The sequence below is a fragment of the uncultured Streptococcus sp. genome (assembly GCF_963521255.1).
Taxonomy (GTDB): Bacteria; Bacillota; Bacilli; order Lactobacillales; family Streptococcaceae; genus Streptococcus.
In genome coordinates this window covers 66,482-82,055 of record NZ_CAUQTU010000006.1, presented here as the reverse complement: position 1 = coordinate 82,055, position 15,574 = coordinate 66,482, and the positions used below count along the sequence as shown (strand labels likewise).

The window sequence follows — 15,574 nt, the reverse complement described above, 5'->3', positions numbered from 1 at the left end:
CACGCAGACAGAACGGAGATAGCGAACCGCTGAGTGTGTCGCTCTGCTCGTAAAAGCTTAGAAACCTTTGAACGAAAGGGATAATGAAAGCCTTGATTGCAAGGCTTTTTGCTTTATGGTGGGTAAGTATCAGAGTGAGAAAATTTTTGGAATGAGTAGAAGTGATAGCTAGAAATTATCAGTTTCTATTTCCATTTACCCTGTGGGTACGTGTTTGTTTCCATTGACAAGGAGTTTGTGGGAATAGAAATGTACCCACCTTGTTTGAATCAAGTGAAGTGTAGTTGAAGGAAATCTGTTGAAAGCAATACTTCATTTTACCGAATAAGTAATAATTTAGGCAACTTCAAATCGATTAAAAAAAACTATTTTAAAGGTTAAGAGTAGACAAAAATTGTCCACTCTTTTTTGCAAACTCAATTTATCAATAAATGAAATGAGGGAATGTAAAATGAAATATTTTGAGGTTGAGTTAGAAAATCCTGATGAATTTTTAAAACTACAAACAGAAGATTTTGTGAAAGCTAATCGCTTGCTACTAAGGAAGATAATCCAGAGCGTTACAGTCTATGAAGAAAACTTCGTCATATCCTTTAAATCTGGCATCGAATTGGAAGTATGAGTCTCATTCCATAACTTTTATATTGAACATATCATCTTGTTGTGTTATACTATAAATTGATATAAACAAAGATGTAGGAGGAACCGAAACTATGACAGCCTCAATGCGTTTAAGATAAGCTGGCAATAAAAAAAGCAGAATCTATACCCGATGATAGGCTTTTTTGTTGTGCTTATTTATACGATATTGAGCATTCATTAGTTACGGTGAGGATATTGGTTATTTAACTATACCTTTATTTAACTATGTCTTTAATATGAATGTTTCCAAATTGTATGTATGCAGACCAAAAGCCACATTGTGGGGTTTGGCCTGCATTTTTTATTGCCTAGAATGCTATTCAAAATAGAAATTCAAGCAAAATAATATGCAGGAGATAATATAAATGGAAAAATACAACAATTGGAAACGAAAATTTTATGCAATATGGGCAGGGCAAGCAGTATCATTAATCACTAGTGCCATCCTGCAAATGGCGATTATTTTTTACCTTACAGAAAAAACAGGATCTGCGATGGTCTTGTCTATGGCTTCATTAGTAGGTTTTTTACCCTATGCGATTTTGGGACCTGCCATTGGTGTGCTAGTGGATCGTCATGATAGGAAGAAGATAATGATTGGTGCCGATTTAATTATCGCAGCAGCTGGTGCAGTGCTTGCTATTGTTGCATTCTGTATGGAGCTACCTGTCTGGATGATTATGATAGTATTGTTTATCCGTAGCATTGGAACAGCTTTTCATACCCCAGCACTCAATGCGGTTACACCACTTTTAGTACCAGAAGAACAGCTAACGAAATGCGCAGGCTATAGTCAGTCTTTGCAGTCTATAAGCTATATTGTTAGTCCGGCAGTTGCAGCACTCTTATACTCCGTTTGGGATTTAAATGCTATTATTGCCATCGACGTATTGGGTGCTGTGATTGCATCTATTACGGTAGCAATTGTACGTATACCTAAGCTGGGTAATCAAGTGCAAAGTTTAGAACCAAATTTCATAAGGGAGATGAAAGAAGGAGTTGTGGTTCTGAGACAAAACAAAGGATTGTTTGCCTTATTACTCTTAGGAACACTATATACTTTTGTTTATATGCCAATCAATGCACTATTTCCTTTAATAAGCATGGAACACTTTAATGGAACGCCTGTGCATATTTCTATTACGGAAATTTCCTTTGCATTTGGGATGCTAGCAGGAGGCTTATTATTAGGAAGATTAGGGGGCTTCGAAAAGCATGTATTACTAATAACAAGTTCATTTTTTATAATGGGGACCAGTTTAGCCGTTTCGGGAATACTTCCTCCAAATGGATTTGTAATATTCGTAGTTTGCTGTGCAATAATGGGGCTTTCGGTGCCATTTTATAGCGGTGTGCAAACAGCTCTTTTTCAGGAGAAAATTAAGCCTGAATATTTAGGACGTGTATTTTCTTTGATCGGAAGTATCATGTCACTTGCTATGCCAATTGGGTTAATTCTTTCTGGATTCTTTGCTGATAAAATCGGTGTAAATCATTGGTTTTTACTATCAGGTATTTTAATTATTGGCATTGCTATAGTTTGCCAAATGATAACTGAGGTTAGAAAATTAGATTTAAAATAAACAATATTGGAGGAATATTTATGTATCTTATTTTCATGTAACTCTTCCTGCTAAAATCGCAGGGTTTTCCCTGCATACAAGCAAATGAAAGCATGCGATTATAGACAGGAGGAAATGTTATGGAATTAATATTAAAAGCAAAAGACATTCGTGTGGAATTCAAAGGACGCGATGTTTTAGATATAAATGAATTAGAAGTATATGATTATGACCGTATTGGTTTAGTAGGAGCAAATGGTGCTGGAAAAAGCACTTTACTCAGGGTACTTTTAGGAGAATTAACTCCCCCAGGATGTAAAATGAATCGTCTGGGTGAACTTGCCTATATTCCCCAGTTGGACGAAGTAACTCTGCAGGAGGAAAAAGATTTTGCACTTGTAGGCAAGCTAGGTGTTGAGCAATTAAATATACAGACTATGAGCGGTGGTGAAGAAACAAGGCTTAAAATAGCACAGGCCTTATCGGCACAGGTTCATGGTATTTTAGCGGATGAACCTACGAGCCATTTAGACCGTGAAGGAATTGATTTTCTAATAGGACAGCTAAAATATTTTACAGGTGCACTGTTAGTTATTAGCCATGACCGCTATTTTCTTGATGAAATAGTAGATAAAATATGGGAACTGAAAGATGGCAAAATCACTGAGTATTGGGGAAACTATTCTGATTATCTTCGTCAGAAAGAGGAAGAACGTAAGAGCCAAGCTGCAGAATACGAACAATTTATTGCGGAACGTGCCCGATTGGAAAGGGCTGCGGAGGAAAAGCGAAAACAGGCTCGTAAAATAGAACAGAAGGCAAAAGGTTCTTCAAAGAAAAAAAGTACTGAAGACGGAGGGCGTTTAGCTCATCAAAAATCAATAGGAAGTAAGGAAAAAAAGATGTATAATGCTGCTAAAACCCTAGAGCACAGGATTGCGGCCTTAGGAAAAGTAGAAGCTCCGGAAGGCATTCGCAGAATTCGTTTCAGGCAAAGTAAAGCATTGGAGCTCCATAATCCATACCCTATAGTCGGTGCAGAAATTAATAAAGTATTTGGGGATAAGGCTCTGTTTGAAAATGCATCTTTTCAAATTCCGTTAGGAGCAAAAGTGGCGTTAACTGGTGGTAATGGAATCGGAAAAACAACTTTAATCCAAATGATCTTAAACCATGAAGAAGGAATTTCTATTTCGCCTAAGGCAAAAATAGGTTACTTTGCACAGAATGGTTACAAGTACAACAGTAATCAGAATGTTATGGAGTTTATGCAGAAGGATTGTGACTACAATATATCAGAAATTCGTTCAGTGCTAGCATCTATGGGGTTCAAACAGAACGATATTGGAAAAAGTTTATCTGTTTTAAGCGGTGGAGAAATTATAAAATTGTTGCTTGCTAAAATGCTCATGGGTAGATATAACATCCTAATAATGGATGAACCCAGTAACTTCCTTGACATACCAAGTTTAGAGGCTTTGGAAATACTAATGAAGGAGTACACCGGAACTATCGTGTTTATCACCCACGATAAACGATTACTCGAAAATGTAGCAGATGTAGTTTATGAAATTAGAGATAAGAAAATAAATCTGAAACATTAAATTTAAGGTAGTCGCTGGTCAGTATAGTCTGTTCTGGTTGGCGACTCCATTGTTAAAGAGTATAAAGACTTTAGATTTTATGAATATTAAAAATAGGAACAGTCAATTGAACTGCTCCTATTTTTCTGCTAAATATATTGTAGTTTTCTTATATGTATAATGATAGATTAGCGGATTCTCATCTACGGTACTTACTTCAAATATGAAGAAGTGATCGCGGTTATCTCTGGACTTTTCCTTATTGAGGACAAAGTAATTCTTACGTGAAGTCGCCATTGTTTTTAGGATATCATCAGTTAGGAAGGTCAATGGAATATTCATGTTAGAGTAGCGGTAGAAGTCACGTTCAAAATCTTGGTAGCTCTCGCTATAATAGTCCATTTGTAGGTGATTACGCTGAAACTCAAGCTGATTCATAGAGCACCTCCTCGACAAGTTCAATACTAATAATGTCTTTTAATTTCAAATTGATGTGACCTGTTGTAGTTTTTATCAAAATGAAATCTTTGGTCAGACTTGGTATTGTTCCAGTGTAGGAAACACGCTTGTTTTTTTCAATCACTTGAATGCGTGTGCGTAGCTGCCCGGCGTATACTTGACTGAGGAGTAATAATTTCTTCTCTAGTGATAAGTCAGACATGTACGTTACTTTGTTTGTATCATCAGAGAGTGCTGATGCATGTTCAGATAGGAAAAAGCCCATCCATTTTTGCATCTTTGTATCCTGGTACTCTCTTGCTGATTGAAATGGTAAATATGAACGGTCAATCATATCAAATCCTTTCTATGCAGAGGCAAGGGTATTTTTATCAAATTGAATCGTAAAACCTTGAATTCCCCCACCTGTGTAACATTCTTTAAAGCGATTGATTACCTCAGTATAGATTATCACAGATGAGCTTGTTGGCTTAATGCTAAATGTAAATTCCAATGGTAATCGGTTTTCAGATTTAGCATGTACTAGTCGTATCGATATTTCAGTTGTTTTGAGTTTTCTCTGACGAAGTTTTGAAGTTGCTGTTTCAACGATTCCATGTAAAAATCTTTCAAGCATTTCAATATCATTACATCCTTTGCTACGGATTTCTGAAAATTGTACTGTATTTTTTTCTTGTTTCATTTTAATCCCTCCAATCCACCCGCGGAATGACCACCGATAAGTTTACTGCGTTCAATATTTCTGGAACCTTCAGTTAGGACGGTTCCTTTTTGTATGGCTAAAAAACCAAACTGTTCTCTGACAACATCAATAGCTGTCTGAAGTCTATTATCTTTTTCAATTTGTTCTACATCATCAAAGAGTGATAGTAGAGTATAGCTTTCATCTACGAAGCCACTATAAGATACACCAATTTGTCTCACTGCACCAGAGGTGTATTTTTTCGGAATAATACAAGTACATGACTCACCATTGTTTTGGGGAGATTTGCGGGTTCAATTTTATTCTGAGCATTTATAGATTTTTTCATCTCAGTCCTAGAATAGCCAATATGAATAGAAACGACAGTAGTCAATACTAGGGCTACTGTTCCGTTCCACAGTATCATTTAAAAATCATTTTCACACCCTTTCGTCTATTAGTATAGAAGAAAGCTCTCAGCACATGTTGAGGCGGTATCACTGCTTGTACGAGCTGATTAAACATGGGTGTAGCTAGTGAAAGTTCTACAGTAAGGAGTTTAAACATGAAATTCCATGAATTTGGTGATAAGAATTTGCCTCCTATTTTACTGATACATGGTGGTGGAAGTTCTTGGTGGAATTATCTTCGTCAAGCACGAATCTTGTCAGAAGAATATCGTATTATTCTACCCACTTTGAATGGCCACGGCGAGGAATATCAACTTGATTATGTTTCTACTGAAGATTCTGCTTTGGAGATTCTAGACTATATCAAAGCAAACTATGGTGGGAAATTGTTTGCAATCGGTGGTGTTTCACTTGGTGGTCAAATTGCCATGGAGCTTTTGTCTTTAGACAGTGAAATTGCTGAGAAGGCCATCATAGATGGAAGCCTCTGTATTCCTCAACCAAGGTTAGCTAAAATCAGCATCTTTCTAGTGTCTCTATTTGGTAAATTGATGTTCAATAAATTCTCTTGCAAACTTCAGTTAAGCATGATGAACAAACTCTATCCTAAACTGGCTTATCCAGAGGAAATAAAAGCTTATTATTTGGAGGATTTGCCAAGAACCCCTGTCAAAACATTGGTGACCATTTACAAAAACTATATGGGATGTTACAAGCTGAAAGATATGATTTCTGCTAGCAAGGCTCAGGTTCTGTATATCTATGGTGAAAAAGAATTGAACTGTGTGAAAGAATCAGCGAAATTATTTCATCAGCTACATTCAAATACAATTTTGTATGAAGCAAAGGGCTATAATCACGGCTATTTATCAGCTTACCTGCCTTATGAGTGGATTGATTTGGTAGCGCCATTTTTAAAGAGTGACTCATTAGAAATGTGTAACGAATCAGATATGCCATAAGGGGGAATACCATGCTAGGAGCAATTATTGGAGATTTTGTAGGTTCAGTTTACGAATGGAACAATATCAAAATAAAAGACTTTCCTTTATTTCGGAAGGACTGCTTTTTTACAGATGACACGGTTATGACCTGTGCTGTTGCAGAAGCAATTATGAATGGTGGACAAAAAGACGACTTCATTGACGCCATGAAGAAATATGGCAGAATGTATCCGAATGCTGATTATGGTGCTCGGTTTAATGCATGGCTAAATAGCGATAACCGTGATCCTTACAATAGCTTTGGGAATGGATCAGCTATGCGTGTTTCTCCATGTGCTTGGGTCACGGACTGTGGTTTTTATGCGAGAACTGGTATGTGGCCATCATCTAGAGGACTTGCGAGTATTTCTGCAGAGGTAACTCATAATCATCCAGAAGGTATTAAAGGTGCTATGGCTACAGCTGATGCTATCTTTCTGTGTCGTTTTTACTTTGGTGGTTATTGTAGAGAATACGAGCAAGCAATTAATGACAATCATACAGAATGTAAAAGACGGATTAAGGATTATATAGAGAAGACATACGGCTACAATCTATCTCAAACTTTAGATGAAATCCGCCCTAACTATCGTTTTAACGAAACATGTCAAGAAACTGTCCCTCAAGCTATTATCGCCTTTCTTGAGAGTAGAGACTTCGAAGATGCGATAAGAAACGCCATCTCACTTGGTGGCGACAGTGATACTCTCGCTGCAATCACTGGTAGCATAGCCGAGGCAGCTTATGGTATTACTGATTGGATAAAGGAAAAGGCCTATTCTTACTTGGATGAACACTTAAAGGATGTAGTTATGCGATGGGAAAATAGAATAAAAGCGTATTAATCTCCAGTACGTCATATTTCTTTTTTCTGAGTTTTCATTGTATAATAGGGTTACATTTAGTTTCATATAATGAAATATAAAGATTTCTAACGAATATTGAGGAGAATATTAATGAAAAAAGCAATGGTAATTATCAACCCTACTTCTGGTGGCGAGAAGGCTTTGGATTACAAAGAAAAGCTGGAAAATAAAGCAAAAGAATATTTTGAGCACGTAGAAACCAAAATTACCGAAAAAGCTTTGGATGCAACACATTTTGCTGAGGAAGCTTCTCGTGAGCAGTTTGATGCAGTGGTTGTTTTCGGTGGAGACGGGACTGTCAATGAAGTCATTTCGGGTATTGCTGAGAGAGACTACATTCCTAAGTTAGGGATTATCCCTGGTGGGACGGGTAACCTCATTACAAAACTGTTGGAAATCAATCAAGACATCGATGGCGCGATTGATGAACTGGATTTCAACTTAACCAATAAGATTGATATCGGAAAAGCGAATGACAATTATTTTGGTTATATCTTTAGTATCGGTTCTCTGCCAGAAGCGATTCACAATGTTGAAATTGAGGACAAGACAAAATTTGGTATTTTGGCCTATGCTGTAAATACCATGAAGTCTGTCATGACGGATCAAGTCTTTAATATTAAGGTTGAAACAGAAAATGGAAATTATGTTGGTGAAGCTAGCCATGTGTTGGTTCTCTTGACAAATTACTTCGCTGATAAAAAAATCTTTGAAGAAAACAAAGATGGCTATGCCAATATTTTGATTCTGAAAGATGCTTCTATATTCTCCAAATTATCCGTCATTCCTGATTTACTAAAAGGGGATGTTGTCGCAAATGATAATATCGAGTATATCAAAGCTCGTAATATTAAAATTTCTTCTGATAGTGAATTGGAGTCAGATGTTGACGGCGATAAATCGGATAACCTACCTGTAGAAATCAAAGTCCTGGCTCAGCGAGTAGAAGTATTTTCGAAACCGAAAGAGTAGAAGGTAAAAATTAGTTTATTATTCACAACGAAATTAAGTTCTATATCAACGATTGGAGGAGGAATGAATTCTCTATTTGATGAATTTCGAATAATTTGTTCTCATTTAAACCAAGTCGGAATCACTCCGACGCTCATGGGGTCTTTGGGGTTTGAATACCGATCAAATGAAGAATGGGGGCCGTCTGACATTGACATTCATGTGCCTGGTGATCCTAGAGGTTGGGAAGCACCTGATCATCTCAGAATTTATGAGTGGGACAAGATAATGAAAGTGATGAAAGACTTAGGCTACGCCTTAATAGATATTCATGAGCATGAATTCCAAAAAGATGGTCTGAGTGTTGAATTCGGAAGTATCGATTCTTTACCTGATTTTGCAGGAGTTTCGGAATCGGATATAGAGCTGATTCATCTCGAAAACATCACTTTTCGCGTTCCAAGTTTGGAACAGTTTTTAAGTATTTACAAGGCTTCTTCCCAAGATTCCTATCGAAATGATCACAATAACAATAAGGATTTTAAAAAAATAGAGTGGTTGCAAAGATATTTGTAAATTATCATTTGAAAAGTAGCAAGTTGTAAGACTGGCTGCTTTTTTATTTATAGAACCAAACCACTAGAATCTATGGACAAGCCTTGAAAATAAAATACGAAAGTAGTATACTAGAATCACAATTATGAAAACGTTTGCGTAAAATTTAAATTGGAATTCAAGGAGACAAATTGATGGAATTAACAGCCATTTACCATAGACCTGAGTCGGAGTATGCCTATCTTTATAAGGATAAGAAACTTCATATTCGGATTCGAACTAAGAAAGAGGATATTGAAAGCATTATCTTGCATTATGGGGACCCTTTTATCTTTATGGAGGAGTTTTATCAGGATACAAAAGAAATGGCCAAGATAACTTCTGATGCCTTATTTGACTATTGGCAGGTTGAAGTGTCCGTTGACTTTGCACGTATCCAGTATCTCTTTGAAGTCACGGATACAGAAGGTCAAAGTATTTTGTATGGTGATAAAGGTTGTGTGGAAAATTCTCTAGAAAATCTTCATGCTATTGGGAATGGATTTAAGTTGCCTTATCTTCATGAGATTGATGCCAGCAAGGTTCCTGACTGGCTTTCAGATACGGTATGGTATCAGATATTTCCTGAGAGATTTGCCAATGGAAATGCTCGATTAAACCCAGAAGGGACTTTAGACTGGGAATCATCTATCACACCTAAGAGTGATGATTTCTTTGGTGGTGATTTACAGGGGATTATTGACCATCTGGATTACTTGCAAGACTTGGGCATTACTGGACTTTATCTTTGTCCTATCTTTGAATCTACGAGCAATCATAAGTACAATATGACAGATTACTTTGAAATTGACCGTCATTTTGGAGACAAGGAGACTTTTCGGGAACTGGTCGAGCAAGCGCATCAGCGAGGTATGAAAATCATGCTGGATGCTGTATTTAATCATATTGGTTCGCAATCTCCTCAATGGCAAGATGTTGTCGAACATGGTGAGCAATCTGCTTATAAAGATTGGTTCCATATTCAACAATTCCCAGTGACAACTGAAAAGCTAGCCAATAAGAGAGACTTACCCTATCATGCTTTTGGTTTCGAGGACTATATGCCTAAGCTAAATACGGCCAATCCAGAGGTCAAGGACTATCTTTTAAAGGTTGCGACTTATTGGATTGAAGAGTTTGATATCGATGCTTGGCGTTTGGATGTGGCAAATGAGATTGACCATCAATTCTGGAAGGATTTTCGAAAGGCAGTTTTAGCTAAAAAGCCTGATATTTATATTTTAGGAGAAGTCTGGCATACGGCTCAGCCTTGGCTAAATGGAGATGAGTTCCATGCGGTCATGAATTATCCGTTATCTGATAGCATCAAAGAGTATTTCTTACGAGGTGTTAAGAAGACAGACCAGTTCATCGATGAAATCAATGGCCAATCTATGTATTACAAGCAACAGATTTCAGAGGTTATGTTTAATCTTCTAGATTCGCATGATACAGAGAGAATCTTGTGGACGGCCAATGAGGATGTGCAACTGGTTAAATCAGCCCTAGCCTTTCTCTTTTTACAAAAGGGAACATCGTGCATTTATTACGGAACCGAGTTAGCTTTAACCGGAGGACCGGACCCAGATTGTCGACGTTGTATGCCTTGGGAACGTGTATCAAGTGACAATAATATGTTGAATTTCATGAAGAGGCTGATTAAGATTCGCAAACATGCGTCAGCAACCATTCAGCATGGCAAGTATAGTCTCCAAGAAATTAAACAAGATGTAGTAGCATTGGAATGGAAATGCGATGGACAAATTCTTAAAGCTATCTTTAACCAGTCCAAAGAAGATTATCTTTTAGAGAAGGAAACAGTAGCACTAGCAAGCAATTGCCAAGAATTAGAGAATCAGCTTGTCATCTCTCCAAAAGGATTTGTGATTTTTCATTAAAGAGCAATTAAGAGTGACAGGAAAATTGTAGTATAGAGAGCATTTTACAAACAGACTATTTGTCGTCTTGCTACAAATGATATATAATCTAACTTAGAGAAAATAGGAGGACTAATCGAATGGAATTAAAAGATTTTACAGAAAAAGAACAGGAAATGATTAAGAAGGGGCTTACGACGTCTAAGATTAGTGACAAGGAAACTGCTGAGAAAATTCTTGCGCTTGTACCACAAGACTTGATTAAGCGAATCCCATTTTTCGTCAGAAAACATGCTACAACACGTACGATTAAACGCATTTCAATTGAATATCCTGAACTCTACGCTGCAGCTCAAACAAGTGGTGAAATTCCAGAAAAAGAACGCGAAGAATTACGTCAGATTATCACGACTATCTTTGAACAAAAGATGAATAAGCACAGTATTAAGTAGAGAATGAAAAAATATTTTATTGGCGGTTTGGGAAGCAATGTCTATCATAGCAAGGATTTTCTTCAAGAACTAGATTCGCAGGTCTGTTTTCTGAATCCATATGAAAAGCATCTTCGAGATGAAACAGAATTGAAATTATGGTTTAAAAAATCGATAGAAGAGGAAGAATCTATTTGTCTGATAGGTCATTCTCTTGGAGGAGACTTGGCTCGTTATCTCGCATCGGAATTTCAAGAAGTGACAAAACTGATTCTTTTGGATGGTGGCTATCTAGATTTAGATAAGATTTTACCTTTAGATACAGAGTTAGAGGAAACTAAAAACTATATCAAATCTCAAATTGTTTCAGACTTAGATGTTCTTATTTCTAAAGAAAAATCTGAAGCAAAGCATTGGTCAGAAAATATGGAGAAAGCCGTAAGGCAGTCCTATCACTGGAATGCGGAGTATAATAGATATGAGTTAGCTATAAAATATGAAAATATAGAAGCGATACTCCGCCTACGGAGGAAAATACAAGCTTTTAAGAGAGAAGTGGGAGATACCTTGTTTATCATTCCTCGCTATCCTAATGAAGCTACATGGAGAGAGGAAGCCTTAAAAGAATTGGCAGACTATTTTGATACTATTTTTCCAGAGAACTTTGGCCATGAGATTTATACTGAAGCACCTAGAGAAATCGCTAGTCTGATTAATGAGTGGCTCGCATATTCTCAATGAGCTACTTGTATTGCTTGAATTGCAAAAGCTTCGAAGTCTTTTAAAATAGTGGCATTAATAACTTTTCAGAAACATAATATTTATTTACTCTGATAGATATTGTTACGATATCTAATTATTCTGCCATTGTAATTACGGTAATTATTTGTTATAATACTTCAAAGGAGGAAATCAGATGGTCGTAAAAACAAGAAAACAAGGAAATTCAATCACCATTACGATTCCAAGTGAATTTAATATTCCAAGTGGTGTTAAATACGAAGCTAAATTGTTACCAAGTGGTGAGATTATCTTTACTCCTGAAGAATTGGATCAGCAGGTTTCTTATGTATCTGATGATGCCTTTGACCTAAATTTAGATAAAATATTTGACGAATACGACGATGTTTTCAAAGCTTTGGTGGAAAAATGACAATCTATCTAACAGAAAAGCAAATTGAAAAAATAAATGCTTTAGCAATTCAACGGTATTCTCCAAATGAAAAAATTCAAACAGTTAGTCCTTCGGCTTTAAACATGATTGTTAATTTACCAGAACAATTTGTCTTTGGGAAGCCTCTTTATCCAACAATTTTTGATAAAGCAACGATACTATTTGTCCAATTGATAAAGAAACATGTTTTTGCTAATGCTAATAAAAGAACTGCTTTCTTCGTTTTGGTCAAATTTTTACAATTAAACGGCTATCGTTTTTCTGTAACGGTAGAAGAAGCAGTAAAAATGTGTGTAACCATCGCAGTAGAAGCTTTAACAGATGAAAGCTTAACCACTCACGCCAAATGGGTCTCTGAACATTCGTTTAGAATTATTGGAAAAAATTAAGCTCAACTATTCAATTTTTGTAAGTATAAATAAAGAGACAATATTAGAAATCTGTAATGCAGAAACGAATATTGTCTCTTTTTATTGATGAGTGAGAATTTTTGGCGTCTTCCTACATCTCATATAAACAAAAAACGAACAGGCTCTTTTTCTGTAATCAGAAGAGAACTTGTTCGTTTTGTTTTTAATGGATTTAGTTTGCTTTTTAAAACACGCGATACACGTAGGGATTTTCTGGTTTATCGACTTTGGTAAAGCTTTCGATTTCTAAGGTTGGGAGGTTTTGTTTGAGTTCTTTATGATAGTGATTGACCAGTTTTCCTTTTGCTGTAATCCAAGTGTTGTCCTCATACTGACGGGTATTTCCCTTAGTTAGCAATCCATAGACACCAGAATCCGCGATACAATGGATAATGCCGAAGCGGAACAGAAATTGGCTATTGGCATGACTGGGGTCGTTATAGACAAAGCCTGTGAACTGGACTGTCTTGCCCTCAAATTCATCTGGATAGTCGTAGATGGCTTCCATGACTTCCATATAGTTTTCATTCGTGATGTGAATACTATCTTGGGACAAGTATTTATCCGCCGCCGATCGCATCTCCTTTTCATAGGCTGATTTTGAAAAATAAGAACTGGTATCTGGTTTCAAATATTGGCTTGTCGTCCCTTCACTTGCCTGAATGGCTTGATCTGTTCCTTCTGATAGCGGAAAATGATAACCTTTAGCAGAAACAGTCTGAGAATCCAAGCTAACAGTTGGAAAAGTTAAACCAACGACAATCGGAATAGCCAGAAGAGCAATACTCGTTACCTTGGCTAATCGACTGTTCAGATGACTGTGGGTTTTGACTTGCTTCATCCAGATATACAATTGAACAATTGCCAAAGCAAAGGAAAGCACCATGGAAATATAGGCCAGATAGGAATAGTGCATGTTGATGTACTGGTTTAATTTGCCCGACAAATGGAGATAAATGGTCAGTTCAAAATAGCCAGCTAAAACTAAAAATCGAATCATAGGATGACTCCAATCAAGAGAGAATATACTAAGACGACAAGAGTCACAATCGTAATGAAGTGACTGATAAATCGTGCTTTCAAGTAATTTTTCATCATGAGAATATTTTTGATATCCAGCATTGGGCCAATTACCAGAAAGGCCAGAACTGGTGCTAAGCCGAAACTCGAGAGAAGAGAAGCTCCGATAAAAGCATCAGCCTCACTACAGAGAGAAAGAAGAAAGGCTAAAATCATCAAGAGCAGGATGGCAAAAAGAGGGGTTGCGCTGATAGAGGTCAGAATCCGTGTCGGAACATAGACCTGTATGACAGAGGCAAAGAGACAGCCAAATACCAAATAACGCCCCATATCAAAAAATTCATCAATGGCTTGCACAAAGACCTGAAAAACTTTCTTTGCAGGCCTCAAGTGAGAAAAATCATGTTCATGACAGGCCAACCGATTTTCTTTTTGAATCGGTTCTTGCCAGAAAAATCCTAGAAAAATCCCAAGTATCATAGCTACAAGAATGGAACCTAGAGCTCGTAACAGAGCGACATGGAAGGAGTTGCCAAAGGCAGAATAAGTCGCAAAGAGAACAATGGGATTGATAACAGGTGCTGTCACAAGAAAGGGAACGGCTGTGTAACTGGGGACCTTCTTTTCCAGAAAACGATTGATAATAGGGACAATTCCACATTCACAAGAAGGGAAAAGCATCCCAACGAAGGTGCCAAAAAAGATTCTCCCCCAACGATTTCGAGGGAGAAAATGATAAACCTTGTCAGGTGTGATATAAACCTCAATCACCCCTGAGACAATACTTCCTATCAGCACGAAAGGGAGGGCTTCAATGATAATGGAGAGGAAAATAGCTCCAGTCTGAAGCACACTAGATGGGAGTTGTTGGAAAGCAGTCATCTAGTTTTTCTTTTCTGCTTTGGCTTTCTTCTCTTTGTCATCAGGGAAAGTGACTTGTTTCAAATCAGGGAGTTTCGCAAACTCTTCAAACATCTTGTCCAAGTCGTCTCGTTTTGTAAATTTTACAGCCATAGGTGTACCTCGATTCTAAATTCTACCTCTATTATACTATTATTTTGAGGAAAAGGAAAAAGTTAAAATTTCAAATTGAGTAGCTAATAGATAATATAGCTTGATATATCCTAATATACACCATGATTGTGATATAATAGTTGTGGAATAATAACGGAGGAAATGATGGAACACGAAAAAATCGGTCAGGTTACCGATGAAGTAAAAAAATTTTTTGATATTGTTCTTGAAGCGAGTGACATAAAGGTCAACAAAGACGGTTTGAGAAGCCATATGATAAAACGCCATCACAATGATGTGATTCATCATATTGAAGACCTGGAACTCATACTAAGGGACCCAGATTTCGTTGGGGTCAATCCACGAGAGAAAGATGCTAGTTTTGAATATGTAAAAAGATTTGATAATAATGTTCTTGTTGCCATCAAGTTACATAAAAGTGGCGATTTCTTTTATGTTCCGACCATGTATCGCTTACAAGATTTCAAGTTACAAAGTCGTATCAAGTCTGGTAGATTGAGAAAGCTTGACAAAAAAAGTAGATAGTGCTAGAATAATATTAACGAAAGACATTTGAGGGCAGAAAGGTTCCTGCCGCACCTTGAAAAAGGTATCTGAGATGCTGGGTACACCGACCAGCCAAGTGTCCGTTATTTCAAAGGAGGGAGCTTAAATGCTCCTTTTTTTGTTTAAAAATTTCAAAAAAGATTATCCCCACCGCAGGCTTAGGCTTGCGATTTTTTTATTTCTCAAAAACACGCATTTTAAACGATTAGAAACAAAAAATTTCAATCCTATTGTTCAAAAAAGGTTTTCTTGAAGAATAGGGAGGAAGAATCGTGGCTCATTATTGTCAAAAATGGCATTTTGTCAAAAATAAAAACAGTGAAATTACTAACTGATCCTTTTGTAAACT

Annotated in this window: 20 protein-coding genes; 13 read left to right on the top strand and 7 right to left on the bottom strand. The window is 36.9% G+C overall.

Going from position 1 to position 15,574, the window contains the following annotated elements; all coding sequences use genetic code 11:
- Positions 1 to 451: 451 nt before the first annotated feature.
- From RWP09_RS05790 to msr(D), 3 genes are all read left to right on the top strand, one after another.
- A complete protein-coding gene (locus tag RWP09_RS05790) occupies positions 452 to 622 on the top strand; it encodes a hypothetical protein (protein ID WP_000873143.1) in 171 nt (56 codons plus the stop codon).
- A 385-nt stretch (positions 623 to 1,007) separates the two neighbouring features.
- The gene (gene mef(A) / locus RWP09_RS05785) at positions 1,008 to 2,225 is read left to right on the top strand and encodes a macrolide efflux MFS transporter Mef(A) (protein WP_000417519.1); all 1,218 of its coding nucleotides are present in this window, start codon (positions 1,008 to 1,010) and stop codon (positions 2,223 to 2,225) included.
- Positions 2,226 to 2,344: 119 nt separating this feature from the next.
- A complete protein-coding gene (gene msr(D), locus RWP09_RS05780) occupies positions 2,345 to 3,808 on the top strand; it encodes an ABC-F type ribosomal protection protein Msr(D) (RefSeq protein WP_000420313.1) in 1,464 nt (487 codons plus the stop codon).
- Between the two features lie 117 nt (positions 3,809 to 3,925).
- Here msr(D) and RWP09_RS05775 read toward each other — a convergent pair whose 3' ends face one another.
- From RWP09_RS05775 to RWP09_RS05760, 4 genes are read right to left on the bottom strand one after another with little or no spacing between them, the layout of a single operon-like run.
- Positions 3,926 to 4,225, bottom strand: coding sequence for a DUF5960 family protein (locus RWP09_RS05775; protein WP_001072467.1), 300 nt, complete (start codon positions 4,223 to 4,225; stop codon positions 3,926 to 3,928).
- The gene (locus tag RWP09_RS05770) at positions 4,212 to 4,580 is read right to left on the bottom strand and encodes a hypothetical protein (protein WP_000567222.1); all 369 of its coding nucleotides are present in this window, start codon (positions 4,578 to 4,580) and stop codon (positions 4,212 to 4,214) included. Before RWP09_RS05770 ends, RWP09_RS05775 begins: the two co-directional genes overlap by 14 nt.
- Positions 4,581 to 4,592: 12 nt before the next feature.
- On the bottom strand, positions 4,593 to 4,928 hold the full coding sequence (locus tag RWP09_RS05765) for a hypothetical protein (RefSeq protein ID WP_000806926.1): 336 nt from the start codon (positions 4,926 to 4,928) through the stop codon (positions 4,593 to 4,595).
- Positions 4,925 to 5,170, bottom strand: coding sequence for a hypothetical protein (locus tag RWP09_RS05760; RefSeq protein ID WP_001813542.1), 246 nt, complete (start codon positions 5,168 to 5,170; stop codon positions 4,925 to 4,927). Before RWP09_RS05760 ends, RWP09_RS05765 begins: the two co-directional genes overlap by 4 nt.
- 323 nt (positions 5,171 to 5,493) lie before the next feature.
- On the opposite strand from RWP09_RS05760, the gene RWP09_RS05755 reads away from it, so the two are divergent.
- The 9 genes from RWP09_RS05755 to RWP09_RS05715 all read left to right on the top strand — a co-directional run bounded on the left by RWP09_RS05755 (position 5,494) and on the right by RWP09_RS05715 (position 12,603).
- Positions 5,494 to 6,300, top strand: coding sequence for an alpha/beta fold hydrolase (locus RWP09_RS05755; RefSeq protein ID WP_033688825.1), 807 nt, complete (start codon positions 5,494 to 5,496; stop codon positions 6,298 to 6,300).
- 11 nt (positions 6,301 to 6,311) lie between these two features.
- Positions 6,312 to 7,166: an ADP-ribosylglycohydrolase family protein gene (locus RWP09_RS05750; protein WP_033688824.1), complete on the top strand. Its 855-nt coding sequence runs from the start codon at positions 6,312 to 6,314 to the stop codon at positions 7,164 to 7,166.
- 111 nt (positions 7,167 to 7,277) lie between these two features.
- Complete coding sequence (locus RWP09_RS05745) at positions 7,278 to 8,159, top strand: diacylglycerol kinase family lipid kinase (protein ID WP_314435056.1); 882 nt, start codon at positions 7,278 to 7,280, stop codon at positions 8,157 to 8,159.
- A 63-nt stretch (positions 8,160 to 8,222) separates the two neighbouring features.
- Positions 8,223 to 8,714 (top strand): phosphoribosylanthranilate isomerase, encoded by a 492-nt coding sequence (locus tag RWP09_RS05740; protein WP_314435053.1) that lies wholly within the window; start codon positions 8,223 to 8,225, stop codon positions 8,712 to 8,714.
- A 173-nt stretch (positions 8,715 to 8,887) separates the two neighbouring features.
- Positions 8,888 to 10,630 (top strand): glycoside hydrolase family 13 protein, encoded by a 1,743-nt coding sequence (locus RWP09_RS05735; protein ID WP_314435051.1) that lies wholly within the window; start codon positions 8,888 to 8,890, stop codon positions 10,628 to 10,630.
- A gap of 119 nt (positions 10,631 to 10,749) precedes the next feature.
- Positions 10,750 to 11,061, top strand: coding sequence for a hypothetical protein (locus RWP09_RS05730; RefSeq protein ID WP_061424793.1), 312 nt, complete (start codon positions 10,750 to 10,752; stop codon positions 11,059 to 11,061).
- 3 nt (positions 11,062 to 11,064) lie between these two features.
- Positions 11,065 to 11,781, top strand: coding sequence for an alpha/beta hydrolase (locus tag RWP09_RS05725; protein ID WP_314435044.1), 717 nt, complete (start codon positions 11,065 to 11,067; stop codon positions 11,779 to 11,781).
- A gap of 175 nt (positions 11,782 to 11,956) precedes the next feature.
- Positions 11,957 to 12,193, top strand: a complete 237-nt coding sequence (locus RWP09_RS05720; protein ID WP_000260603.1) for an AbrB family transcriptional regulator — start codon at positions 11,957 to 11,959, stop codon at positions 12,191 to 12,193.
- Positions 12,190 to 12,603, top strand: a complete 414-nt coding sequence (locus RWP09_RS05715; protein ID WP_314435040.1) for a type II toxin-antitoxin system death-on-curing family toxin — start codon at positions 12,190 to 12,192, stop codon at positions 12,601 to 12,603. Before RWP09_RS05720 ends, RWP09_RS05715 begins: the two co-directional genes overlap by 4 nt.
- 205 nt (positions 12,604 to 12,808) lie before the next feature.
- Here the strand turns inward: RWP09_RS05715 and RWP09_RS05710 are convergent, their stop codons facing one another.
- The 3 genes from RWP09_RS05710 to RWP09_RS05700 are packed head-to-tail and all read right to left on the bottom strand — an operon-like array spanning position 12,809 to position 14,658.
- On the bottom strand, positions 12,809 to 13,624 hold the full coding sequence (locus RWP09_RS05710) for a TIGR03943 family putative permease subunit (RefSeq protein ID WP_314435037.1): 816 nt from the start codon (positions 13,622 to 13,624) through the stop codon (positions 12,809 to 12,811).
- Entirely contained in the window at positions 13,621 to 14,526 is a 906-nt protein-coding gene (locus tag RWP09_RS05705; protein ID WP_314435034.1) for a permease, read from the bottom strand. Before RWP09_RS05705 ends, RWP09_RS05710 begins: the two co-directional genes overlap by 4 nt.
- A complete protein-coding gene (locus RWP09_RS05700) occupies positions 14,527 to 14,658 on the bottom strand; it encodes an SPJ_0845 family protein (RefSeq protein ID WP_000268685.1) in 132 nt (43 codons plus the stop codon).
- Between the two features lie 165 nt (positions 14,659 to 14,823).
- Between RWP09_RS05700 and RWP09_RS05695 the strand changes: the two genes are divergently transcribed.
- Complete coding sequence (locus RWP09_RS05695; RefSeq protein ID WP_314434964.1) at positions 14,824 to 15,204, top strand: PBECR2 nuclease fold domain-containing protein; 381 nt, start codon at positions 14,824 to 14,826, stop codon at positions 15,202 to 15,204.
- Positions 15,205 to 15,574 lie beyond the last annotated feature (370 nt).

Bases quoted from the DNA above. Each gene is read 5' to 3' on its own strand.
- RWP09_RS05790 (WP_000873143.1), top strand. From the start codon at position 452: ATGAAATATTTTGAGGTTGAGTTAGAAAATCCTGATGAATTTTTAAAA.
- RWP09_RS05775 (WP_001072467.1), bottom strand. From the start codon at position 4,225: ATGAATCAGCTTGAGTTTCAGCGTAATCACCTACAAATGGACTATTAT.
- RWP09_RS05770 (WP_000567222.1), bottom strand. From the start codon at position 4,580: ATGATTGACCGTTCATATTTACCATTTCAATCAGCAAGAGAGTACCAG.
- RWP09_RS05765 (WP_000806926.1), bottom strand. From the start codon at position 4,928: ATGAAACAAGAAAAAAATACAGTACAATTTTCAGAAATCCGTAGCAAA.
- RWP09_RS05755 (WP_033688825.1), top strand. From the start codon at position 5,494: ATGAAATTCCATGAATTTGGTGATAAGAATTTGCCTCCTATTTTACTG.
- RWP09_RS05750 (WP_033688824.1), top strand. From the start codon at position 6,312: ATGCTAGGAGCAATTATTGGAGATTTTGTAGGTTCAGTTTACGAATGG.
- RWP09_RS05745 (WP_314435056.1), top strand. From the start codon at position 7,278: ATGAAAAAAGCAATGGTAATTATCAACCCTACTTCTGGTGGCGAGAAG.
- RWP09_RS05740 (WP_314435053.1), top strand. From the start codon at position 8,223: ATGAATTCTCTATTTGATGAATTTCGAATAATTTGTTCTCATTTAAAC.
- RWP09_RS05735 (WP_314435051.1), top strand. From the start codon at position 8,888: ATGGAATTAACAGCCATTTACCATAGACCTGAGTCGGAGTATGCCTAT.
- RWP09_RS05730 (WP_061424793.1), top strand. From the start codon at position 10,750: ATGGAATTAAAAGATTTTACAGAAAAAGAACAGGAAATGATTAAGAAG.
- RWP09_RS05725 (WP_314435044.1), top strand. From the start codon at position 11,065: ATGAAAAAATATTTTATTGGCGGTTTGGGAAGCAATGTCTATCATAGC.
- RWP09_RS05720 (WP_000260603.1), top strand. From the start codon at position 11,957: ATGGTCGTAAAAACAAGAAAACAAGGAAATTCAATCACCATTACGATT.
- RWP09_RS05715 (WP_314435040.1), top strand. From the start codon at position 12,190: ATGACAATCTATCTAACAGAAAAGCAAATTGAAAAAATAAATGCTTTA.
- RWP09_RS05710 (WP_314435037.1), bottom strand. From the start codon at position 13,624: ATGATTCGATTTTTAGTTTTAGCTGGCTATTTTGAACTGACCATTTAT.
- RWP09_RS05705 (WP_314435034.1), bottom strand. From the start codon at position 14,526: ATGACTGCTTTCCAACAACTCCCATCTAGTGTGCTTCAGACTGGAGCT.
- RWP09_RS05700 (WP_000268685.1), bottom strand. From the start codon at position 14,658: ATGGCTGTAAAATTTACAAAACGAGACGACTTGGACAAGATGTTTGAA.
- RWP09_RS05695 (WP_314434964.1), top strand. From the start codon at position 14,824: ATGGAACACGAAAAAATCGGTCAGGTTACCGATGAAGTAAAAAAATTT.